Consider the following 22606-nt stretch of genomic DNA (forward strand, 5'->3'; position numbering starts at 1 on the left):
CCTTTGAAAGGGAAAAGGCGTTCCTCTGTGTGATCTGCGCCTCTAGTGTGGGGCGCACCAGGCTGAGTGAATCCCCCACCAGAATCCGTGGAGCGAGATCCCAGCCAGATCTGGAGGACCACGAATATGTCACAGACTGAAACCCTCGCCCAGGCCATCGAGCGCGTGGGCAACCCCGTCGAGCTGCTGCGGAACCAGGATTGGCCGTCCGCCACGTTCCCGATCACCCCGGAGTTCACCAACTGGCGCGATGAGCAGCGCGCCTGGCGCACCACGGTGGCGATCATGGACCAGTCACACCACATGACCCAGCTGTTCCTGGGTGGCAGTGACCTCATTCCGTTGCTGCAGTCCATCTCGCCGAACACGTTCAAGAACTTCCAGCCCGGCCGAGCCAAGCAGCTCATCTCCGTCAACCAGGACGGCTACCTGATCGGCGACGGGATCCTGTTCTTCAACACCGACGAGCGTGAGGGTCTGGTCCTGGTGGGCCACCACCTGCTCATCGACTGGGTGCGGTTCAACGTGGAGAAGGCCGAGGCCGCCGGCAAGGACGTGCACCACCGCCTGGACCCGAACTCGAACATGCGCTCCGGCCCGCCGACCCTGTACCGCTATGAGCTGCAGGGTCCGGAGGCGGACAAGGTCATGGAGAAGGTCTTCGGCGGCCCGGTTCCGGAGGTGAAGTTCTTCCATATCGCCGATGTCTCGATCGCGGGCAAGAACGTCAAGGCCCTGCGGCATGGCATGGCGGGGCAGCCCGGCTTCGAGTTCTACGGCCCGTGGGAAGACCACGAGGTGGTGCACGCGGCGCTCTTCGAGGCGGGTCAGGAGTTCGGGATCCGGCTGGTGGGCGCCAAAGCGTACTCGAGCTCTCCACTGGAATCCGGCTGGGTCCCGACCCCCTTCCCCGCCATCTTCGGCGAGGACTTCGCTGAGTATCGCGAGTGGCTGCCGGCCGCCCGGGCCGGCTCGATCGGCGGTTCGCTGTACTCGGAGAACATCGAGGACTACTATGCCACCCCGTACGACTTCGGTCTCGGCCGCTCCGTACGGTTCGACCACGACTTCCACGGCCGCGAGGCCTTGGAGAAGCATGCGGAGAACCAGACCCGGCGCAAGGTCACGCTGTTGTGGAACGCCGACGACGTCGCCTCCGTGGTGAAGTCACAGGTGGAGGACGGCACTCCGGCCAAGTACCTCGACTTCCCGAAGGGCCGCTATGGCCTCTATCAGATGGACGAGGTGGTCCAGGGCGGCGAGGCTGTGGGTATCTCGACCGACGCCGGCTACGTCGCCTACCCGCAGCTGTACATGTCCCTGGCCACGCTGAACGCGGACATCCCGGACGGCACCGAGGTCGACGTCGTCTGGGGCGAGAACCCGGTCTCCCGCAAGCCGCAGGTCGACCAGAACCACCGGCAGGTGAAGATCCGTGCGACCGTGGCTCCGGCGCCGTACCAGGAGTATGCGCGGACCACTTACCGCGCGAACGGTTGAGTCGGGTGCGCTGAGTCAGGTGCGCTGAATCAGGTGGCGGGGCCCGACGTCGGTCCCGTCGCCTGATGCTGGCTCAGCGTCCGTTCCAGCCCCGTCGTCCGAAGTGCCCGCAAGGTCCGCAGTACTCGAAGCGTCCGCAGCGCTCGGACCGCCCGCAGCGCTCGAGGCGCCCGCAGTGCCTGTGGACTTCTCGAGACCGTTGGCCTGATCGATCCGGTCCAGCTCGTCCAGCTCGTCCAGCAGTTTCAGCCCGCGGTCAGCCCAGGCCAGCTCGGCGTCAGCGCGGGCCACGAGGCCCTCATAGGTGAACTTCTTGAAGGCCGTGGAGCGGCGGTGCTGGGAGACCGGAACGGACTCGAGACGCCGGTTCAGGGTCTCGGACGTGCCCGCCACGACCTCGTCGATCTGCTGTTGCCACATGCTGCGGATCTGCTGAATGTGGTCTCGATAGGCGGCGAGTTGGGCCCGAGCCCGGTCAGGGCTCGCGTATTCGAAGTAGGCGGCGCGGAGGTGCATGGGATCGCGGTCGCGGGTCCACTGCAGATCGGACTCCATCCATTCGCCGAAGGCCTGCCGGCCCTTGTCCGTGATGGTGTACTCGATCTTGCGGCCCTTGCGTCCCCACGGGACTTCCTCGGATTCCAGCAGTCCGTCCTGCAGCATCCGGCGCAACTCCGGGTAGATCTGGGAGTCCGGCGCGTGCCACACGTTGCCCACCGAGGACCCGAAGCGCTTGGCCAGGTCATAACCGGTCATCGGCTCCACGGTGAGGAGTGCCAGCAGCGCGTTGCGCAGGGACATGCAGTCGATCCTTCCTGCCGGACGCTTCGGCGGTGTTCTGCGACCGAGGCGCGAGGGTGATCCACACCACTGTATCGGCCACAGGCCGAAATCACTATGGGGATAGTGGTTGTGACGTGTCGGCAGATGAGCCGGCTGGTTCGGTGACGGAGCCCTGGGAGCCCTCGGAGCCCTCGGTCACACCCTGGGAGCCTTCGGCCGCACCCTCGGTGGGCTCGGGCTGTCGCGGCGGAGTGGTGATCTCCTCACCCAGCTCCAGATCCGGAATGGCCAAGAGGTCCTCGAGGCGGACCCCATCGACGAGGATCTCCGCGTTCGGGACGCCCGCCGCGGTGGCCGCGGTCTGATGCAACTGCGCCCGGATGCGGAACGACTCGCACTGGCTGCGCGAGACCACGTCACCGGTCAACTCGACCACGACCGTGTCACCCTCCACCCGGTGCGACACGTAGCGCAGGTCGTCCTCGGAGGGGTCGAGTGAGTTGGTCACGGCTGGGTCGCCATGGCTGTACTGCTCGTCGGAGAGGAGGAATCCGATGGCCGATGCCACCGGATCCTCCGTCTTGACCGGCACGGTTGTGGTCCGCACCAGCAGGTCTTGGCACGCGACCTCGCGACCGGTGGTGTTCGGCGGGTATTCGCCGTTGAGGGCCACGAAGTACAGCGGCAGTTCGGCGAAGCCCTCCGCATCCACGGTCGGCAGCGGATTCCCGTCCTGGTCAGTCGACTCGTCGGGGGAGGGGAAGATCGTGCACCCCGCCAGAACGACGGCGGCCAGCGCCGCTCCGACTCCCGCGGCGGCCCGGCGCGCGTCTGGGCGGCCGGACGAACGGTCCGGTCGGCGTCGGACGGTCATGGAACTCCTGAACTGCTGTGGGTTGGCCTGGACCAGGTCCATCGGGGCGACTCAAGGCCGCCCGGGCTCTGGCAGGTGCCGCTAGGGATCCCACCCATCCTACTCCGGCTCACCCCGGTCAGTGGTTCCGTGTGGCGGTAGGCTTGTTGTATGCCCTTGCGTAACCGTCGTGCTGCCGCCCTGCCTGCCAAACTGAGCCGTTCGTGGCTGCTGGTGAATGCGGCCAAGCCGGAGGATTTCGCCCCGGGACTCGCCTCGGAGGCGGACTCGGTCTTGTTCGACATGGAGGCCGCGGTCCCCGCCAAACAGAAGGACGCTGCCCGGGCGAACGTTATGGAGGCTCTGAACGGCGGCATGTCCGCCTGGGTGCGGATCAATGACATCGGCACGGACGACTGGGCGAAGGACTTGGAGGCACTCTCGGGAGCCGAAGGGTTGCGCGGCGTCATGCTGGCGCTGGCCGAGGAGCCCGAGCAGGTGACTTTGACCGCCATGCGCCTGCGTGCGGGCACCCCCGTGATCGCGCTGATCGAGTCCGCCGTCGGGCTGGACAACGCCACCGCGGTCGCGAAGGCCCCCGGCACCTTTCGCCTGGCCTTCGGCACCAACGACTTCCGCAAGGACACCGGCATCTCCGACGATCCGATGGCCATGGCCTATGCGCGTTCCCGCCTGGTCATCGCCTCGAGGGTGGGCAAGCTGCCCGGAGCGATCGATGGTCCTCCCGGCGTCGCCGACCCCAATGACGCGGTGGTGGAGACCTCCCGGACCACTCAGTCCATGGGCATGACCGGTCGGCTCTGCCTGAACCGTGAGCAGGTCGATTCGATCAACCTGGCCCTGTCACCGTCGGAGGACGAGGTCGCCTGGGCCGTGGATATGCTCCAGGCTCATGAGGCCGGAGCCTCGGTGGGGGATGGCTCCTACCTGCCCCGTTTGGCCCGTGCTCAGAAGATCGCCGACCTGGCGGACTCGTACGGCCTCTGGAACGCGTGACCGGGTAGATTTCTCCCGTGTACCGGCGTGGACCATTCCCTCGTGGTCAGTCCCGCCGTGAGTCACCCCGCCAGTCATTCCCGCCAGTCATTCCCGCCAGTCAGCTTCTGAAGGAACACCATGAACAGCACTCCCGAGTCCTCTACCGACTCCTACTCTCCTGACGTCTCCACTCCTGCCCCGGGATCGATCAGCGATTCGGGTCAGGGCTCGCCCCGCACCGGCACCGCCCGCGTCAAGCGCGGATTCGCGGACATGCTCAAGGGCGGGGTCATTATGGACGTGGTGACCGCCGAACAGGCGAAGATCGCCGAGGACGCCGGCGCCGTGGCCGTGATGGCACTCGAGCGCGTCCCTGCCGATATCCGCGCCCAGGGCGGCGTGGCCCGGATGTCCGATCCGGACCTGATCGACGGGATCATCGATGCCGTCTCCATTCCAGTCATGGCCAAATCGCGCATCGGTCATTTCGTTGAGGCCCAGATCCTCGAGGCGCTGAAGGTCGACTACATCGACGAGTCCGAGGTGCTGTCCCCGGCCGACTACGTCAACCACATCGACAAGTGGGACTTCACCGTTCCCTTCGTCTGCGGCGCCACCAACCTCGGCGAGGCCCTGCGCCGGATCACCGAGGGAGCGGCGATGATCCGTTCCAAGGGCGAGGCCGGCACCGGCGACGTCTCCGAGGCCGTCAAGCACATCCGCACCATCCGCGGGGAGATCGCCCGGCTCTCCGCGCTGTCCAAAGACGAGCTGTACGTCGCCGCCAAGGAACTGCAGGCACCCTACGAGCTGGTGGCCGAGGTCGCCCGCGAGGGCAAGCTGCCCGTGGTGCTCTTCACCGCCGGCGGTGTGGCCACTCCGGCCGACGCCGCGCTGATGATGCAGCTGGGTGCCGACGGGGTGTTCGTCGGCTCCGGCATCTTCAAGTCCGGCGACCCTGCCGGGCGGGCGGCTGCCATCGTGCGCGCCACGGCCCAGTACAACGACGCCGGCGCCGTCGCCGAGGCCTCGCGCGGTCTGGGTGAGGCCATGGTCGGCATCAACGTCGGCGATCTGGCCGCCCCGCACCGGCTCGCCGAACGCGGTTGGTAACCCCCACCCCTTCACTTTGCGGGCAGAACGAACCGGTTCGTTCTGCCCGCAAAGTGCTGTGTGGAGGGGGTTGTCGGATGAGGAGTGTGCGATGACGATGACGGGGATCAAGACGACGGGGGATCAGCCTGCCGTCGGGGTGTTCGCTCTGCAGGGAGATGTGGCCGAGCATGAGCGGGTGCTGACCGCGCTCGGCGCGCGGGTCTCGAAAGTCCGCTCCGGATCTGACCTGGAGGGCCTGGACGGACTGATCATCCCGGGGGGAGAGTCCTCCGTGATGGACAAGCTCTCCCGGCTGCTGGGTCTGGCTCCGGCCATCCAGTCGGCCGTCGCCGACGGCCTGCCCGTGTATGGCACCTGCGCCGGGATGATCATGCTGGCGGACCGCATCGCCAATCCGATCACCGGTCAGCAGAGCCTGGGCGGACTGGACATCACCGTCCGGCGCAACGCCTTCGGCTCCCAGGTGGAGTCCTTCGAGACCTCACTCGGGGTGGACGAAGTGTCCGACAAACTGGTGCACGCGGTGTTCATCCGGGCCCCCGCGGTGACCCAGTCAGGCCCGGAGGTGCAGGTGCTGACCCGCGTGGAGACCGGCGAGCCCGTGGCGGTGCGCCAGGGCAACCTGCTGGCCACCAGCTTCCACCCCGAGGTCACCGGCGACTGGTCCTTCCACCGGTACTTCCTCGAGCGAATCGTCGCCGCCCGCGGATAACCCGCGAATAGCCTGCCGCTACAGTTCCCCGATCACGCGGTCCCGGTCCGCGAACTGCCGGCGAGTGACGTCAGCCTCTGGAGCCATCCGGTCGGAAGCGTGTACGGCACCGGGATGCAGGTGGAACTCCACGTCCACGTCATGCCGGGCGAGCAGGGCCGCGTAGGCCAGCGACTCATCGCGGAGGATGTCCGCCCCACCGACCTCGATGTACGCCGGAGCCAGTCCCGTGGCGTCCTGCAGGCGGGCCGGGGCGATTGTGGCCGGCACCTCCGGTCCGCCGCGAGCGTCCCCGAGCAGGGCATCCCAGGCGGTGGTGTTGTTCTCGTAGGTCCACAGTGCGGTGGGCGCCAAGGCCGGGTCCGGCTCGGTGTTGCGGTCGTCCAGCATCGGATAGACGAGGATCTGGCGAGCCAAGTCCACGCCGCGGTCCCGAGCCAGAACGGCGACGCCGGCCGCCAGGGTCCCGCCCGCGCTGTCACCCATCACCGCTACCCGGCCGGGGTCAACGCTGAGTTCGGCGGCGTGGTCGAGGAGCCATGCGAGCCCGGCCCAGGAATCCTCCATGGGAGTAGACCACGCCGCCTCCGGAGTGCGCCGGTAGTCGACGGAGAGAAACGGGACGCCGGTGCGCTCCACGTAAGCGGCCACGAAGGAGTCATACAGATCAACGCTGGCGCCCATCATGCCGCCGCCGTGCAGGTAAACAATGGCTGATCCCGGGCGGGAATCCCGGTGCTGGTACAGGCGGGCGGGAACGGCCGTGCCGTCCGCGGAGACGGCGGATACCTCGGTGCGCTCGACGTGCGGGGCCGGAGCATCGGCTTGAGCCACGCCGGTGTAGATGCCGATGAACATCTCCCGCAGCGCCAGGGCGTCTCCGGGCGGCGGGGGTTCCGAGTCGGGGATGGCCTCCAAGGCTTGGAGAATCTCTGGATTGATCTTCACGCTGCGTTCCTCTCGTGTCGGAAATGAAAACCGGGATACCCCGCCGCCGCGGCCCGTTCCACGATGTCCCGGTATCCGGGGACTCCTCCCGCATAGGGCATGAACACGCGGGGTTTGCCGGGGACGTTGGCGCCCAGGTACCAGGAGGCCGTCGTCGGGAGCAGGGTGGCGTCAGCCACCTCGTTGGCGTGCGCCACCCAGTCTGCCTGTGCCTGTTCCGTCGGTTCGACGACCGTTTGCCCTTGGCGCTTCATCGAACTGAGCAGATCACCGATCCAGGACACATGCTGTTCGATCGACCGGACCACGTTGCTGAGCACCGAGGGGCTGCCTGGTCCGGCGATGTGGAAGAGGTTCGGGAAGCCGTGCACCATGACGCCGTACAGGGTGACCGGACCGGCGGACCAGGCCTCGCGCAGGGTGATCCCGTCCCGGCCCACCGGATTGATGGCCAAGGCCGGACCGGTCAGAGCGTCGAACCCGGTGGCGAACACGATCATGTCCACCTCGATCAGGTCGTCCCCGACCACCACACCCTCGGCCGTCACCCGGTTCAGTGGCCGCTCGCGGGTATCGACCAAGTGGACACTGGGCCGGTTGAACGCCTCATGATAGTCGCTCTCCACCACGATCCGCCGGGCCCCGACCGGATACTCGGGCATCAGCTGGCGGGCGGTCTCCTGGTCCTGGACCGTCTCGGTGATCTTGCGGCGCAGGAAGTCGGCGACGACGTCGTTGGACTCCTGATTGACCAGCACGTCGTCATAGGCGCCCAGGATCGCTGAACCGCCCTGGGCCCAGCGTTCTTCCAGGGCTCGTTCGCGTTCGTCCGGGTCGGCCTCGGCAGCGCTGGGCCCGGCCGAGGGGAAGTCCACGCCGAGAAAAGCCGCCCGGGCGCGCTCGCGGTAACCCTCCAGGTCGCTCAGCAGCTCACGTCGCTCGGTTTCCTGCAGTGGCCGGTTCCGCGCCGGCACCACATAACTGGGCGTGCGCTGCAGCACGTGCAGCTCCGCAGCGTCAGGCGCGATCGCCGAGATGACTTGAGTGCCGGAAGAACTCGTCCCGACGACGGCGACGCGCTTGCCGCGGAAATCCACCGGTTCCTGCGGCCACGCCGCCGTGTGGAATTGCTCCCCCTGGAAGTCCTCCCGTCCGGGAACGTCCGGGAACCTCGGCGCCGAGAGGGCACCGGTGCCCAGGACGACGTGGCGCGCGCGAACGGTACGGGAACCGGCAGCCGTGTGCACGGTCAGGTCCCATAGCTCGGCGGACTCATCGAAGACGGCGGCGGTCACCTGGGCGCCGAGCTCGACCCGGTCCCGCAGGTCGTAGCGGTCCACCACGTGATTCAGATACCGCAAGATCTCCGGCTGCGAGGGGTAGCGCTCGGACCATACCCATTCCCGTTGGAGGTCGTCGTCGAACTCGTAACTGTAATCCAGGCTCGGGAAATCGCACCGGGCCCCGGGATACCGGTTCCAGTACCACGTGCCACCGACCTCACCGCCGGCCTCGAACGCGCGGGCGTCCCACCCGGACTGCCGTGCGCGCTGCAGCATGTGCAGGCCAGCGAAGCCCGCTCCGACGACGGCGACATCGAGAATCTTGTTCGTGCCCACGGCGTCTCCTTCGACTGAGGTGTCCTGTATTCGCTGGTGTTCGCGTTGTTGGCCTCACCCTAGGGACGGTCAAGGAGCGGTGACGTGATCCTCACTGCACGACCCGATGACCGCGGCCGCACGGTGCAGTGTGATGCAAGCCACTGTCTAGACTCGTTCGGGCAGCCATCAACGGTGAGGAGATCTCCGTGGAACGCACCATTGCACCCTCCGAGCACCTCGGACATATCGCAGTGTCCACCGGCCGGGTCAAGGCCAGAGAGCAGTTCGACTATTGGCACAGTCTGCTGGTCCGTCACTACGTGGATGTGGACATCGAGTCCTCGGCCCGATTGACGCCGGAAACCGGGTATTCCGGGCGTATGCACCGCACCGATTTCGGAGGATGCTCGATCGATGAGGTAACGGCCGATCCGATCCGGGTGAACCGCTCGGCTTCCTCCATCCGGCGACACCCGGGCGACTACTACCAGGTGGCGGTGCTGGTGGAAGGCGAAGGCATGGTCATGCAGGACGGTCGGACGGCCCGGCAGAAGGCGCCCGGGGACTTCTTCGTCTTCGACACCGAACGGCCTTACATCTTCGACTTCCTGGGTGGCCGCACCAGACAAGCACTGTTCAAGGTGCCCAAGGAATTGGTGGACGCTGAGCTGCCGGATCTGGGCAGCCTCACCGCCGTCGCGGTCCGGGCCGACCACGGGATCTCGCGACTGGCCTCCCAGCTGCTGCTCTCGTTGTCCCAGAATGACGAGGCCCGCTCCGACCAGGCGTCTTACTCGGCGGTGACGAGCGCCCTCACGCTAGCCGTCACGGCCCTGCGCGAGCAGACTGGTGCCGGCCGGGAACAGCGGCCCGCCGAAGCGCTGCTGGCCGACGCTCGGATGTACATCTCGCGGCACGTGGCCGATCCTCGCGCGGTGACGCCGCGACAGATCGCCTCAGCCGTGAACATTTCGGAGCGCTACCTGTTCAAGCTGTTCGAGCAGGCCGGCACCACTCCGGTGAGATGGGCCCGCGCTTTGCGTCTGGATCGCGCCCACAACCTGCTGGAAGATCCCGCCGGTCACCGGTCCGTCAAAGAGACTGCCCATGCGGTCGGCTTCAGCTCGCCGGCGCACTTCTCACGAGCCTTCACGGCCCGCTTCGGCCAATCGCCCAGCGACGTTCGCGAAGCAGCCCGGAAAGACGCTCGGATCAGTTCTTCTGGCTCATGACGTCTCTGATGGGCGTGCCGTCGACGAGAATCGTGGCGGTGTAGACGCCCGCGTTAGCGATCGCCGTGTTCTCGAGCTGGGCGATGATGCGCGGGTCGTCGCACGTGCCCGCGGAGATCGGCATACCGGAAAGTTCGACGGTCACGGTGTCACCGCTAATGGAAGCGTCCTCGAGGGTGAGCTCGGACTGGTACAGGGCGTTGATGAGCCCGGACTGGCCGACGTCGTACTTCTTCTGGTTCAGCAGTGCCTGAATGGCGGCCTCCACGCGGGAGGGCTCGCCGACCTCGCCGGCTCCGGAGACCTCGGCCGTGGACTCGATGAGGGAGTCACCGCAGCCCGGGAACTCGATCCCGGTGGGCCCCTCGCCGGCCAGGGACACCCAGTAGACGGTGGCTTCAGCGGCCTGCGGGCTCTCGGACGCGGGCGTCGAGGAGGGAGCCGCCGGCGAGGTGGAGGCCGGTGCCGAGCTGGACGGCGACTCGCTCGGAGAGGCGGGGGCCGACGTCGTCGGTTCGGTGGTTTCGGTGGCCGAGGGGCTGCTCGTGGGGCTCTCGGTGGCGCTGGCGGTATCGGAGGCCGTCGGGCTCTCGGAGGGATCGTCTCCACCGGTGCCGCAGGCACTCAGGCCGAGGGTGAGGGTGGCGGCGAGGGCTGCGGTGGCGAGCAAGGGGCGTCGGGCGAGTGATGTCTGGCGCATGCTCTGAGCCTAGACGAGTGCCCGGACGCGAAAAGCCATTCAGGACATCACCACGTCCGACGCCGGCCGGTAGTCCCGCTGCGGGTCCAGTCCCAGCGGTTCGGCCACGGCCTCGGTCACGCCGCGATGGGTGAGGACGCCGTCGTGCGCCGTGAGTCCCTCGCGCAGGCCCTCGTCGGCGGCCAGAGCCTCCCGCCAACCGCGGTCCGCGATCCTCAGGATGTAGGGCAGAGTCGCGTTGGTCAGAGCGGTGGTGGAGGTCTGCGGGACGGCGCCGGGCATGTTCGCCACGCAGTAGTAGATCTGTTCGCCGACCCGGTATGTGGGCTCCTGGTGCGTGGTGGGGCGCGAGTTCTCGAAGCAGCCGCCCTGGTCGATGGCGATGTCCACGAGGACCGATCCCGGGCGCATGGTGGCCACCATCGGAGCCGTGACCAGCTTGGGCGCCGCGGCACCGGGGATCAGCACGGACCCGATGACCAGGTCGGCATCAGCCACCGCCTCGGCGATGTGCAGAGTGGAGGAGGCCAGGGTGCGCAGCCGGCCCCCGTGAACCGAGTCGAGGTACGACAGGCGGTCGAGATTGATGTCCAGCACGGTCACCTCCGCGCCCATGCCCGCGGCGATGACGGCCGCAGCTTCACCCGCGACGCCGGCCCCGATCACCACCACGCGACTGCGCCGGGTGCCCGGGACACCGCTGAGGAGCATGCCCGAGCCGCCCTGAGCCTGGGTCAGATGGTAGGCGCCGGCCATCGGGGCGAGGCGCCCGGCGACCTGGCTCATGGGGGCGAGCAGGGGGAGTGCGTGCGGGAGTGACCGTCCGCGCGTGACGGTCTCGTAGGCGATGGCGGTGGTCCCGGAGTCCAAGACCGCCTGGGTCAGCTGCGGGCTGGCGGCCAGATGCAGGAAGGTGAACAGGGTCTGGCCGCGCCGCATCAGCTGCCGCTCCGGGCCGACGGGTTCCTTGACCTTCAATACCAAGGAGGCCTGCTCCCAGACCTCCTCGGCCGTGGGCGCCAGTCTCGCTCCGGCATCCCGGTAGGCCTGATCCGTGATGCCGGATCCGAGGCCTGCGCCGGACTGGACCAGGACCTCGTGCTCGTGGTGGACGAGTTCGGTGACACCGGCGGGGGTGAGGCCGACGCGGAACTCGTTGTTCTTGATTTCGGTGGGTACGCCGATCAGCATGACTTGACGCTATCGGTTCTCAGGTGTTTCGGGGAGGGGGCCGCCATACTGGACTGGTGGACCCGCAGATCATCACCACCGTTATCGCCGGACTGCTGCTGATCGTGGCCGTGCTCGGCACGATCATCCCGATCCTGCCCGGCTCCATCCTGGCCGTGATCACGCTCATCGGCTGGGCGTGGATCCTCGGTTCGCCCGCCGCCTGGACAGCCGCGATCATCGGGTCCGGGTTGGCGATCGCCGGCCTGAGTGCCTCGGCGGTGCTCACCGGTCGGAAGATGCGACGCGAGGAGATTCCGAACGGGCCTGTCCTCGTCGGCGTGGCCGGGGCCATTGTCGGCATGTTCGTGATCCCCGTGGTGGGGCTTTTCCTCGGCTTCGCCCTCGGCCTGTTCGCCGCTGAACTGACCCGTCGCCGCGACGTCGGCGCCGCCGCCTCATCCTCCTGGGAGGCCCTGAAATCCATGGGCCTGGGCATCCTCGTCGAGTTCGGCTGCGCCTCGCTGGCCGCCTCCTCCTTCGCCCTCGGCACCCTGGTCCACTTCCTCAACCGCTGACCTTTTGCGGGCAGAACGAACCGGTTCGTTCTGCCCGCAAAGTGATGATGCAGTGAGGATGTGAGGCTGGGGAACGACGGCGGCGCGTCACCTGGGGTAGGTGACGCGCCGCCGTCGTTCGTGGGTTGTGGGTGCCGGATCAGATGATGGGGCGACCGGCTTTCTTGGACTCCGACACGTCGCGGATGAAGCCGCGGCCGACGAAGAACAGCACGAGGGCCACGATCACGGGCCACATCAGCACGTACGCGGTCAAAGCGATAGTCATGGTGTTTCCTTTCTCAGGTTCTGTACTGACACTGCTGCTGGTGAGCAGTGATCAATCGCGGTTGGACGTGCCGACGGCGCTCTCGGTCGCCGGTTCGGCATCGATCGGGGACTGGGCGGAGGCAGCCGTCTCGGTGGCCAGCGAGGCGTCCGGATCGAAGTCACCGGTGACGTCCTTGATGGTGTCGAAGTCGAAGTTCTGCTTCGACCGGAAGGACATCAGGTAGCAGACCACGAAGGACACCGCGTAGGCGACCAGCGAGGCCGACAGCACCGTGTAATCACGCAGGAACAGGAACGTGAACGGTGCCGCCACCACGGTGGCCACCACGCCGACGATGATCGCTGGACGCAGACCGAAGAAGCCGAAGGCCATGATGCCGAGCACCACACCGATGCCGATGGTGGCCAGTAGCTTGATGCTGAAGCCGAAGGCTCCGGTGGTCGGGATCCACTCGAAACGGACCGGCAGGAACGCCACGAGCGCGGCCAGCACACTGACGGTGAAGGCCGCGTTGGTGATCTTCGGCCAGTAGAACGAGGCGATGACCGGGAACACCAGGCAACCCCAGAGGGCGCCGACGAACACCAACAGGTCCAGAATGCTGAACTGTGCCGTGGCGAAGTACAGCGCCGCGGCCGTGGCCACGATCATGGTGATGCGGCCGACCCAGAGCATCGTCGCCGGCTTGGCGTTCTTCTTGCCGACCGACTGGCCGTAGACGTCCGCCATGACGATGGAGGACAGGGCCGCGAGATCGGAGTCGGCGGTGGAGGACAGGGCGCCGATGATCATCAGGAACGCCACGCCCAGCAGAATCGGGCCGAGATACGTGCCGGCCATCTGCGGGATGAGGTCGTTGAGGTCCCCGTCCAGTGGCGTCAGGCCCGAGTAGAGGGCCATGACGCCGATCATGCCGATGCCGATCACCGAACCGCCGTAGCCGATGGTCGCGGTGACGAAGGTCGGCTTGATGAGGTCCTCCCGCACCGCGAACAGGCGCTGGGCGATGGTCTGGTTGCCGATCGCGTAGGCCAGCACGGCTGCGATGTAGGGAGCGCCCTGGTTCATGAACGCGTCCGAGGAGAAGAAGTTGCCCTGCTGCGCAGTGACGTTGCCCGCCTCGACGCCGGCCTCGAACATCCCGGGTCCGCCGGCCACGAAGAAGACCACCGGGATGATGACCACGGTGGCGCCGAGCATGAACACGACCTGCACGAAGTCGGTCAGCACGGACGCACGGAAACCCGACCACAGCGTGTACAGCAGGACGCCGGCCGCCACGATCACGATGCCCGCGCCGAAGCTGATCGGAGAGAGCATCGAGATGAGAGCGCCGCCGGCGATGAAGTTGGAGGTCAGGGAGATCAGTGAGCCCAGCACGTTAGAGCCGGCCAGCATCAGCTGGGAGGACCGGCCGTGGCGGGCGTACATGACCTCGGCCAGGGTGTGGGCCTTCGGCGCCACCTTCCGGATGCGCTTACCGAAGGGGTAGATGAAGAGGATCATCAGGGCGCCCCAGAGCCCATAATGGATCGGTCCGGAGATGCCGTAGGTGTAGCCCGCGGTGGCGGAGGCGTACATGGACGACGCCCAGATCCACGTGGCGGTCATGGATGCCGCCGAGATGCCGAATCCGATGTTGTTGCCGGCGGTCATGTAGCCGTCGGCGTTCTCTTTCTTCCGGCCGATGGCCACGGACATCCACATGGTCCCGCCGTAGAAGAGAATCAGCAGCAACACCACTGCCATGACTCCTAGTTGGTTGATTTCCTGAGCGGGTGGCATCCCGTCCCTTTCCGTTGGCGACAAATGACAATGACAACGACCTCGTTCGCGGCGCGCGAGGGTCACTCGCCTACCGCGAAGGGCTGCTGGTCCCGGCCATCAGTGGGTCTTGTAGACCACCACCGGCGGGAGCCCGATTAGCGGGTCTGCGTGCCGCTTGCACGCACCCTGTGGGGCTCACACACACCGGTGCCAGCCAGGTAGCCAGCATTTGAAGCTTCTCACGGTTGCGATTGCAATACCAGTTGGGCCTAGGGCGTGATGTATAAACACGCAGGTCAGGCGCCTGTTTGGTGGACGTCATATAACTGACGGTGGTGTGGGGGTGGAGCGCCGGGGGCGCGCGGTGACGAGCAAACCACCAATAGGCGGTGGCACAGGCAAGAGCGCAGGCGGACGCTCGGGCGATGTCTCAGGTGGCGGCACGGTCAGTGGTGACGCGGCTGAATTCGAGTGTCGACCGGCGTCGGAGTATGATGGCTGAGCGTGTTCCGGCGTCAGCCAGGCACCGCGGGGCCTTAGCTCAGTTGGTAGAGCGTTTCGTTCGCAATGAAAAGGTCAGGGGTTCGATTCCCCTAGGCTCCACTTTTAGTTTTTTATTATCGATCAAGGCAATCCCGAACCCAGAATTTCTGGATTCGGGATTGCTTTTTTAGTGGGCTGAGGACATAGGCGGCCGGTTATGGTGGCTGATCCGGGCCGACGTCGGGCACATCCCGGAGCAAGCTGTCGCAGGGAAGTCCATCCCCTCGGATTACTGAATGCCTGTAACCTGTCATGAGCTACGCGTAATGACAGGTTATGGATCTAACCTGTCATTAGCGCTCCACTATGCCACCTGAGGAGTCGCCTTGCAGACCGATTGGCCGGGACACTCAACTGAGACACTCCCTTGGAGCAGCCAGGGTCGTGGTCCCAAAGAGGACCGCATCTTCTCGGAGTACCAGGCCACCATTCCGCCCTTTATCGCGGGCCTGGATTGGCCCCAGGGCGCTGAGACGAGTGCCCTGTCGGATGAGGCTGTGGCCGCTGTGGTGAGGTTGGACGCGACCGCCGGTCAGGTCCTCGCGCCGCTCACTGGATTCTTGCTGCGCAACGAGGCCCAGTCGTCCTCGAAGATCGAGCGGGTCCAGGCATCCCAGATTGATCTGGCCCGGGCCAGCCTGGGAATCAAAGCCAACGAGGACGCTCGGACGACCGTGGCTGCTGCAGAGGCGATCTCATTGCTGATCAACTCGGTCGCCAACACCGGGATTGTCGATCTCCAGTCCTTGCTCGCCTCGCACTACTCCCTGATGCGTGAAGACAAGATAGATGCCGAGTACGCCGGGAAACTGCGGACCGTGCAGAACTGGATCGGCGGATCTGACTACACCCCCAGGAATGCGATTCACGTCCCGCCGGCCCCAGAGCGGGTGCCCGAACTCATGGACGACCTGGTGGCATTCTGCAATAGGCGGGACCTGCCCGTGATGGCCCAAGCGGCCCTGGCTCACGCCCAGTTCGAGTCCATCCACCCGTTCACGGATGGCAACGGGCGTATCGGCCGCGCACTGATCAATGCTGAGCTGCGCTTCCGGGGAACCACCGGAGCGGCCATCATCCCCCTCGCCTCGGCCTTCGCTGCTCGCAGGCAGTGGTACTTCTCGTTGATCAACGTGTACCGGCAGGGATATGCCGGGTTATTCGTTCAGTACCTGTGCCGCTGTGCGGTGCTGGCGTGCGAGGAGGCCGCTGCATCGGCGGAGACCCTGAGCTCGTTGCCCTCGACCTGGCGCGAGAGCGCCCCGGCTCGAGGCGGATCGGCCGTCGAGAGGATGATCGACGACCTGCTCGACGCGCCCTTGCTGACCATTGAGACCGTGGTGGATCGGCTTGGCGTGTCCAGGACGGCAGCCACGTCGGCGATCTCTCGGCTAGAGGATGCTGGTGTACTTCGATTCGTTGGCCGCGGAAGGCGAGATCAAGCATGGGCCGCCGGAGATGTCTTGGATGAAACGGAGTCGCTCGTGCTGCGGATCGAGGAAGGCCGAGCCAGACTCCTCACCCCGGCGGTTGAGCGCCATCTCATCTCAGAGGGACTCATCGGAGTTTGACCGTCGGTTCGAGCACCGGTGCTGGACTGCTGAAATCAGCGATGGTGCCCATCATGCCGTGTCAGGCCGGTGGCGTTTGATCCGGGTCCATGGCCAACAAAAGTCGGCCGTGGCGCTTCACAGCGGAGCCTACAGCGGATGGCGCTCCCCGGAGTATCAGAGCTACCTTTTCGCGGAAGGGATCGACGACTACGGATCCGAGGCCAAAGCTGCCCAGTGGGTGGCCACGGCGGAGACATCGTCGCATGTCTCGGGCGACGCCGTCGATATCGCGACGTATGACGCGATCTCCTGGATGGCCCAACGCGGTGACGACTATGGGCTCTGCCAGATCTACGGCAACGAGTCCTGGCACTACGAGCTCAGGGCCGAGGCCATCGACAACGGGTGCCCTCCGCGATACGCCGACCCCGCTGACGACCCGCGACTGCAACAGTGACCCCTCCTCACTTTCCGGACAAAAGTGGTGGGTGTGGGTCAGCGATGTGGGTTCAGGTGATCTGGGTTCGGTCGCTCACGGGTCGCTCACCGCGCGCTGTACCAGTCCGGCAGCGGCTCCGGGCCCAGACGCTGGGTGTCTCCCGGCCGAGTCAGAGTGAGTACGGCTCGCATCACCACCGGATGACGCTCCAGCTCGTCCTCGATCGCCTGGATTCTGGTCTGCAACTCGGATTCGCGTGCATCGCCAGTGATATCCACGGAAGCCACGATGAACAGCCGGTTGGCGCCGACCCACTCGGTGTGCAGGAAGCTGACGGCCTCGATGTCGGGGTGGTTCACGAGTCGGTCCAGGATCTCGTGACGGGCCAGGGGAGAGCCGCCTTCGCCGGAGAGGAAGTCGCTGTTGCGCTTGATCAACAACACGGCGACGACTCCGAGCAACAGGCCCACCAGGATTGAACCGACCGCATCCCACATCGCCTGTCCGGTGATCTGGTGCAGGGCGATGCCCGCCGCTGCGATCAGGACGCCCAACAGTGCGCAGAAGTCCTCGGAGAAGACTGCCCGCAGCATCGGATCGGAGGTCGTCTGGATGTACTTCAGGGGTTTGACGCCGCGCTTCTTGGCTCCGCGGACCGCCTGCCTGGTGGCCTGGATGAAGGAGACCCCCTCGAACACGAACGCCATGGCGAGCACGATGTAGGCCCAGGTGTACGAGGTCTCCTCGCTCTCGGCACCGAGCTCCTGGATGCCGTGCCAGACGGACACCCCCGCGCCGACGGCGAACAGGCCGATGGCGGCGAACATCGACCACACGTACCCCGCGCGCCCGTATCCCAGTGGGTGGGAACGATCCGGGGCGCGCCGAGAGCGGCGCTCGCCGATCATCAGGAACACCTGGTTGCCGGTGTCCGCCCAGGAGTGAGCGGCCTCTGCGAGCATCGACGCCGATCCCGTCAGCACGGACACGATGGTCTTCGCGACGGCGATCACCAGGTTCGCGCAGAAGGCGATCAGGACGGTGAGTCCGCTCTCGCCGCCGCCACCCTGTTGACCCGTGTCGCCCGCGTCGGCATTCTCGATGCCCCCGGGCGGGGTGCTGGTGTTGGGCTGTGGTGGCTCGGGGGCGTTCGCGGACTCTGGGGACTCGGTGCGCGTGTTCTCCGTGTTCACGGGTCCATTGTGCGCCGGACAGGCTGGCCGGTCACGGCATCATGACCTGTCAGCTCGAATCCTTGGCGACGGCTCTCTAGGGGGGGCAGGCGCAACCTGCCACGGGATCCCGGAGGTGTCGGCGAGTTCAACCCGTCCATGGTGTGACCTTTTTGACTCATGTTGTTCGGTGATCGAGGTCTCGCCGTTCACAGCGGGATGCCGGCGACGCACACTGAATCCATGACTACTGAAGCCCACGCCGACATCTCCGGGGACCTCGAACGACTGGCGGACGCCGCCGTCGAGAAGGTATCCCGCTGGCTCGAGGCCACCCAACGCTCCGGAGTGAAACCCCACGCCTCCGCCGAGCGGCTTTCCGCCCTCCTGTCCGACCCGCGCGGACTCGACTTCACGGTGGAGTTCGTGGACCGGGTCATCCGCACCGAGGATCCGAAAGCAGCCGCGGAGGCCCTGTCCGAGCTGGGTGAGCTCGCTCCGGACACACTCTCCAAACTAGACCGCGCGCAGATCCAGGCCGGCTCCAAGCTCGGCACGCTGCTGCCCCATGTGGTGGTTCCGGCGGCCCGCACCCGGATGCGATCGATGGTGAGCCACATGGTCGTGGACGCTCGGGACAAGCCGTTTGGCCGCGCGGTCTCCCGGATGAAGAAGGACGGGCATCGCCTCAACATCAATCTCCTCGGCGAGGCCGTCCTCGGTGAGGAGGAGGCGGACAAGCACCTCGAGGACACCCTCCGGCTGCTGCGCCGGGATGACGTGGACTACGTCTCCATCAAGGCCTCGTCCATCGCCTCGCAGATCTCCATGTGGGGCTTCGAAGAGACCGTCGACTACGTGGTCAACCGTCTTGTCCCTCTCTATATCGAAGCGGCGAACGCCCCGGCCGGCTCCAAGTTCGTCAACCTGGACATGGAGGAGTACCGCGATCTGCGCCTGACCATCGCCGTGTTCAAGCGCCTGCTCTCGCTGCCCGAAACGAAGAACTATGAGGCCGGCATCGTGCTGCAGGCCTACCTGCCGGATGCCCTGGCCGCCATGCAGGAGCTCACCGAGTTCGCCAACCAGCGGGTCGCCGAGGGTGGTGCCGGCATCAAGGTCCGGCTCGTCAAGGGCGCCAACCTGGCCCTGGAGCACGTTCACGGAGACGTCCACGACTGGCCGGTCGCCACCTGGGAGTCGAAGAAGGCCACGGACGCCAACTACAAGCGGGTGCTGCACTGGCTGCTCACCCAGGACCGGATGAAGGGCGTGCGTCTTGGCGTCGCCGGCCACAATCTCTTCGACATCGCCTTCGCGCACCTACTCGGCGTCGAACGCGGCGTCTCCGAGCGCCTCGAATTCGAGATGCTCCAGGGCATGGCGACCGAACAGGCCGATGCCGTCAGCGCCGACGTCGGGGATCTGCTGCTGTATGTGCCGGCCGTGCGCCCGGCGGAGTTCGACGTCGCGATCTCGTATCTGGTCCGCCGGCTGGAGGAGAACGCGGCGAGCGAGAACTTCATGTCCGGAATCTTCGATCTCGAGCCTGGCTCGGAGGTTTTCCATCGCGAGGAGTCGCGCTTCCGCAGTTCGGTGGCGTTGCTGGCCGACACCCTGGAGCACGACGGCGAGACCCCGCCTGCCGCTCGGCACCAGCAGGACCGCTTGCAGGAAGAACGGCTCGGCCGCGAACTGCAGGTGGGGGTATCCGGGGTCGCCGAGGATGCGGAGGAAGACGAGGATCCCGACGAGTTGACGGATGAGGTGCCGGAGTTCCGCAACGAACCGGACACCAATCCGGCGCTGGAGGCGAATCAGCGGTGGGCGGAGCAGGTCGTGGAGCGGGCCACTCCGGAATGGCTGGAGCGTCAGGCCGTGCCCGAGCAGCTGGCCGCCGACGACGTCGACGCCTTCGTGGCGCGTGCCCGCTCGGCCGCCGAGCAGTGGGCTGCACGACCGGCTTTGGAGCGGGCCCGTATCCTTTACCGCGCTGCCGACATCATGTCCTCCCGCCGTGGCCACCTGGCCTCGATCGCTGCGGCCGAGGTGGGCAAGTCGGTGGCGCAGTCTGATCCGGAGGTCTCCGAGGCGATCGACTTCATCCGCTATTACGCGCATCGGGCGCTCGAGCTGGAGCAGGTGGACCACGCGCGCTTCTCCCCGGACCGTCTGGTGATGGTCACGCCGCCGTGGAACTTCCCGCTGGCGATTCCCACCGGTGGCACCGTGGCCGCCCTGGCCGTGGGTGCAGCCGTGATTCATAAGCCGTCGAAGCCGACGCCGCACTGCTCGATGGCGCTGTTGGAGTGCCTCTGGGACGGCGGTGTCCCCCGCGATGTGTTGTTCGGCATCTACCCGGATGAGCGGGAGGCCGCGCAGAAGCTGATCGCGCATGACGGGGTGGACCGCGTGATTCTCACTGGTGCCTCCGAGACGGCCGCGCTGTTCCGTTCCTGGAAGCCGGACCTGAACATCAACGCGGAGACCTCCGGCAAAGACGCCATGGTGATCACCCCGGCGGCGGACCGGGACCTGGCCGTCGCGGACCTGGTCTACTCCGCGTTCGGCCATGCCGGGCAGAAGTGCTCGGCCGCGAGCCTGGGCATCCTGGTGGGGTCGGTTGCGACCTCCGAGCGGTTCCGCCGCCAGTTGGTGGATGCGGCGTCCTCGCTGGTGGTCGATTGGCCGCAGAACCTCTTGGCGACCGTCGGCCCGCTGACCGAGTTGCCGAGCGACAAGCTTCAGCGCGCCCTGACCACCCTTGAGCCGGGGGAGTCCTGGCTGCTGGAACCGCAGCAGCTGGACGACACCGGCCGGCTATGGAGCCCCGGGATCAAGACCGGCATCAAGCCCGGAAGCTTCTTCCACTTGACCGAGGTCTTCGGCCCCGTCCTCGGGCTGATGGAGGCCAAGGACCTGGACGAGGCGATCACACTGCAGAACGCCGTGGAGTATGGGCTCACCGGCGGCATTCACTCGCTGGAGACCTCCGAGGTGGAGCAGTGGCTGGAGCAGGTACAGGTGGGCAATGCCTACGTGAACCGTGGCATCACCGGCGCGATTGTGCAGCGGCAGCCGTTCGGCGGCTGGAAGAAGTCGTCCGTGGGGCTCGGCTCCAAGGCCGGCGGACCGAACTACCTGATGCAGTTCGGTCAGTGGTCGAACGATGCTCCGGTTGGTGCTGTTGGTGCTGTTGGTGCTGTTGGTGCTGTTGGTGCTGCGGGCCGTTCGGGTGTTGGTGCCGGGGTTGACGCCGCGACCGGTTCGTTGACGGGCGACGCCGCCCGGCTGCTCAGTGCGGTGCAGGACAAGGGTCTGCTCAGCGACGACGACCTCGCGTGGGTTCGTCTCGCGGTGGCGGATGACGCCCAGTGGTGGGAGCGGGAATTCGGCCACGGTAGCGACAAGACGGGCCTGTCCTCGGAGGCCAACATCTTCCGGTACCTGCCTCAGGACGTCTTGCTGCGCGTCGGTGCCGACGCACCCGCCCGTGAGGTAGCGCGGACACTGGCCGCGGCCGCCGTCCTAGGTGCCGACGTGGAGGTGTCCGTGCACCCGAAGGCGCCGCGTCCCACGCGGAAGGTGCTCAAGGCGCTCGCCGCCGAGCTGCGGCTCAAGCCCGTCAAGGAGAACGACGACGCCTTCGCTCGGGCCGTCGTGGCCGGTGACCACGATCGCGGCGCCGCCCACTCCACCCGGGGGCCCTCCGCCGGCATCCGGGTTCGAGTGCTCGGGACGCTGCCGGAATCGGTTCGGGAAGTGGCCGCTCCGCGACCCGAAGTGGCCCTGCTCGATGACACGGTGACCGCCTCAGGCCGCGTGGAGCTGCGCTATTGGCTCAAGGAGCAGTCCATCTCCATGACCCTGCACCGCTTCGGCAACCCGAGCCGCCGCTTCCATGAGCTGGCAGAGGAGTTGACAAGCTAGCCACTGTCTACTGGCTACTTCATTTCCCGCAATTCGTGCTGATCCTGACCGCTCGCAGTCATAATGACCGCGAGCGGTCAGGATCGGTGCGAACTCTCGCCGGGCGGGGTTCGACGTTACGGGTTAGGGGCGGTAGATCCAGTACTCGGGCCCGAGGCGCTTCTCCAGGTCGTCAAGTGCCTGGAGATTCAACTCGACTGAACGCTCCGGAGTGATCAATTCGCTCTCATCGACTTCTTCGAACGTGATGCTCGTCTTGTCCTCGTAGAGGTTTTCGCCCTTGACTCGTGCGCGTTCGTCAAAGGGCCACAGGAAGACTTGTCGTGATGACAGGTCGTAGTACTGCTCGGGATCGGGGGTCTCGTATCCGAGCGTTGCCAGCGCTTTGCCGGTCCCGACGTAGTGGAAGGTGAGTTCGTCCGCGACGCCCCAATCTGCCACGGCGATCAAGTTGTCGGTGTGGAACATGATCACGTCGGTCGCGGCGTTCCGATAGAAGTCGATCACGGCTTGCTTTCCGTCAATGACGGCAGCGGTGTTTCCCCAATTGACGTGGTAGACGGGGTGGTCGGCCATCATCGTCTCATCGGTGATCTCGTCGATCTTTCCCGCCCCTTCCAGCAGCGCGTGACGCCACCACACCCGCAGGATGTGCTGATGGAAATCATTGGACGTTTCGTCGTGCAACTTCGCTGTCGCATCAAAGCTGTGTTTGATGAGATTCTCGATGCGGTTCATG

Annotated in this window: 19 protein-coding genes and 1 tRNA gene; 10 read left to right on the plus strand and 10 right to left on the minus strand. The window is 66.3% G+C overall.

What is annotated here, in order from left to right:
• Positions 1–126: 126 nt before the first annotated feature.
• Positions 127–1500, plus strand: coding sequence for an aminomethyl transferase family protein (locus ACFQQD_RS13100; RefSeq protein WP_378090173.1), 1374 nt, complete (start codon positions 127–129; stop codon positions 1498–1500).
• A 15-nt stretch (positions 1501–1515) separates the two neighbouring features.
• Here ACFQQD_RS13100 and ACFQQD_RS13105 read toward each other — a convergent pair whose 3' ends face one another.
• Complete coding sequence (locus ACFQQD_RS13105) at positions 1516–2301, minus strand: PadR family transcriptional regulator (protein ID WP_378090175.1); 786 nt, start codon at positions 2299–2301, stop codon at positions 1516–1518.
• Between the two features lie 94 nt (positions 2302–2395).
• Complete coding sequence (locus tag ACFQQD_RS13110) at positions 2396–3157, minus strand: hypothetical protein (protein WP_378090177.1); 762 nt, start codon at positions 3155–3157, stop codon at positions 2396–2398.
• Between the two features lie 150 nt (positions 3158–3307).
• On the opposite strand from ACFQQD_RS13110, the gene ACFQQD_RS13115 reads away from it, so the two are divergent.
• From ACFQQD_RS13115 to pdxT, 3 genes are all read left to right on the plus strand, one after another.
• Positions 3308–4153, plus strand: coding sequence for an HpcH/HpaI aldolase/citrate lyase family protein (locus ACFQQD_RS13115; protein WP_378090179.1), 846 nt, complete (start codon positions 3308–3310; stop codon positions 4151–4153).
• A 120-nt stretch (positions 4154–4273) separates the two neighbouring features.
• Positions 4274–5248, plus strand: a complete 975-nt coding sequence (gene pdxS / locus ACFQQD_RS13120) for a pyridoxal 5'-phosphate synthase lyase subunit PdxS (protein ID WP_378090181.1) — start codon at positions 4274–4276, stop codon at positions 5246–5248.
• A gap of 91 nt (positions 5249–5339) precedes the next feature.
• Positions 5340–5963 carry a pyridoxal 5'-phosphate synthase glutaminase subunit PdxT gene (pdxT, locus tag ACFQQD_RS13125; protein ID WP_378090183.1) on the plus strand — a complete coding sequence of 208 codons (624 nt, stop codon included), beginning with the start codon at positions 5340–5342 and terminating at the stop codon, positions 5961–5963.
• 18 nt (positions 5964–5981) lie between these two features.
• Here the strand turns inward: pdxT and ACFQQD_RS13130 are convergent, their stop codons facing one another.
• Both ACFQQD_RS13130 and ACFQQD_RS13135 read right to left on the minus strand, forming a co-directional pair.
• Positions 5982–6911 (minus strand): alpha/beta hydrolase, encoded by a 930-nt coding sequence (locus ACFQQD_RS13130; protein WP_378090186.1) that lies wholly within the window; start codon positions 6909–6911, stop codon positions 5982–5984.
• A complete protein-coding gene (locus ACFQQD_RS13135; protein WP_378090188.1) occupies positions 6908–8530 on the minus strand; it encodes a flavin-containing monooxygenase in 1623 nt (540 codons plus the stop codon). Before ACFQQD_RS13135 ends, ACFQQD_RS13130 begins: the two co-directional genes overlap by 4 nt.
• Positions 8531–8718: 188 nt before the next feature.
• On the opposite strand from ACFQQD_RS13135, the gene ACFQQD_RS13140 reads away from it, so the two are divergent.
• Complete coding sequence (locus ACFQQD_RS13140) at positions 8719–9744, plus strand: helix-turn-helix domain-containing protein (RefSeq protein WP_378090190.1); 1026 nt, start codon at positions 8719–8721, stop codon at positions 9742–9744.
• Here ACFQQD_RS13140 and ACFQQD_RS13145 read toward each other — a convergent pair.
• Both ACFQQD_RS13145 and ald read right to left on the minus strand, forming a co-directional pair.
• A complete protein-coding gene (locus tag ACFQQD_RS13145) occupies positions 9725–10444 on the minus strand; it encodes a GerMN domain-containing protein (RefSeq protein WP_378090192.1) in 720 nt (239 codons plus the stop codon). The two genes, ACFQQD_RS13140 and ACFQQD_RS13145, sit on opposite strands and share 20 nt — an antisense overlap.
• 39 nt (positions 10445–10483) lie before the next feature.
• Positions 10484–11635, minus strand: a complete 1152-nt coding sequence (gene ald, locus ACFQQD_RS13150; RefSeq protein WP_378090194.1) for an alanine dehydrogenase — start codon at positions 11633–11635, stop codon at positions 10484–10486.
• Between the two features lie 56 nt (positions 11636–11691).
• On the opposite strand from ald, the gene ACFQQD_RS13155 reads away from it, so the two are divergent.
• Positions 11692–12192, plus strand: coding sequence for a DUF456 domain-containing protein (locus ACFQQD_RS13155; RefSeq protein WP_378090196.1), 501 nt, complete (start codon positions 11692–11694; stop codon positions 12190–12192).
• A gap of 139 nt (positions 12193–12331) precedes the next feature.
• On the opposite strand, the gene ACFQQD_RS13160 is transcribed toward ACFQQD_RS13155, so the two are convergent.
• Both ACFQQD_RS13160 and ACFQQD_RS13165 read right to left on the minus strand, forming a co-directional pair.
• A complete protein-coding gene (locus ACFQQD_RS13160; protein ID WP_378090198.1) occupies positions 12332–12460 on the minus strand; it encodes a putative transporter small subunit in 129 nt (42 codons plus the stop codon).
• 51 nt (positions 12461–12511) lie between these two features.
• Positions 12512–14248: a sodium:solute symporter family protein gene (locus tag ACFQQD_RS13165; RefSeq protein ID WP_378090200.1), complete on the minus strand. Its 1737-nt coding sequence runs from the start codon at positions 14246–14248 to the stop codon at positions 12512–12514.
• Between the two features lie 512 nt (positions 14249–14760).
• On the opposite strand from ACFQQD_RS13165, the gene ACFQQD_RS13170 reads away from it, so the two are divergent.
• From ACFQQD_RS13170 to ACFQQD_RS13180, 3 genes are all read left to right on the plus strand, one after another.
• Positions 14761–14833, plus strand: a tRNA-Ala gene (locus ACFQQD_RS13170).
• 266 nt (positions 14834–15099) lie between these two features.
• On the plus strand, positions 15100–16344 hold the full coding sequence (locus ACFQQD_RS13175; RefSeq protein ID WP_378090202.1) for a Fic family protein: 1245 nt from the start codon (positions 15100–15102) through the stop codon (positions 16342–16344).
• A 109-nt stretch (positions 16345–16453) separates the two neighbouring features.
• Positions 16454–16783, plus strand: a complete 330-nt coding sequence (locus tag ACFQQD_RS13180) for a D-alanyl-D-alanine carboxypeptidase family protein (protein ID WP_378090204.1) — start codon at positions 16454–16456, stop codon at positions 16781–16783.
• 86 nt (positions 16784–16869) lie between these two features.
• On the opposite strand, the gene ACFQQD_RS13185 is transcribed toward ACFQQD_RS13180, so the two are convergent.
• Positions 16870–17958, minus strand: a complete 1089-nt coding sequence (locus ACFQQD_RS13185) for a cation diffusion facilitator family transporter (protein ID WP_378090206.1) — start codon at positions 17956–17958, stop codon at positions 16870–16872.
• 222 nt (positions 17959–18180) lie between these two features.
• Between ACFQQD_RS13185 and ACFQQD_RS13190 the strand changes: the two genes are divergently transcribed.
• Complete coding sequence (locus ACFQQD_RS13190) at positions 18181–21867, plus strand: proline dehydrogenase family protein (RefSeq protein ID WP_378090208.1); 3687 nt, start codon at positions 18181–18183, stop codon at positions 21865–21867.
• A 123-nt stretch (positions 21868–21990) separates the two neighbouring features.
• Here the strand turns inward: ACFQQD_RS13190 and ACFQQD_RS13195 are convergent, their stop codons facing one another.
• A complete protein-coding gene (locus ACFQQD_RS13195; protein WP_378090210.1) occupies positions 21991–22605 on the minus strand; it encodes a hypothetical protein in 615 nt (204 codons plus the stop codon).
• Between the last annotated feature and the right edge of the window lies 1 nt (position 22606).

This window comes from Citricoccus sp. GCM10030269 (genome assembly GCF_042665635.1).
Taxonomy (GTDB): domain Bacteria; phylum Actinomycetota; class Actinomycetes; order Actinomycetales; family Micrococcaceae; genus Citricoccus.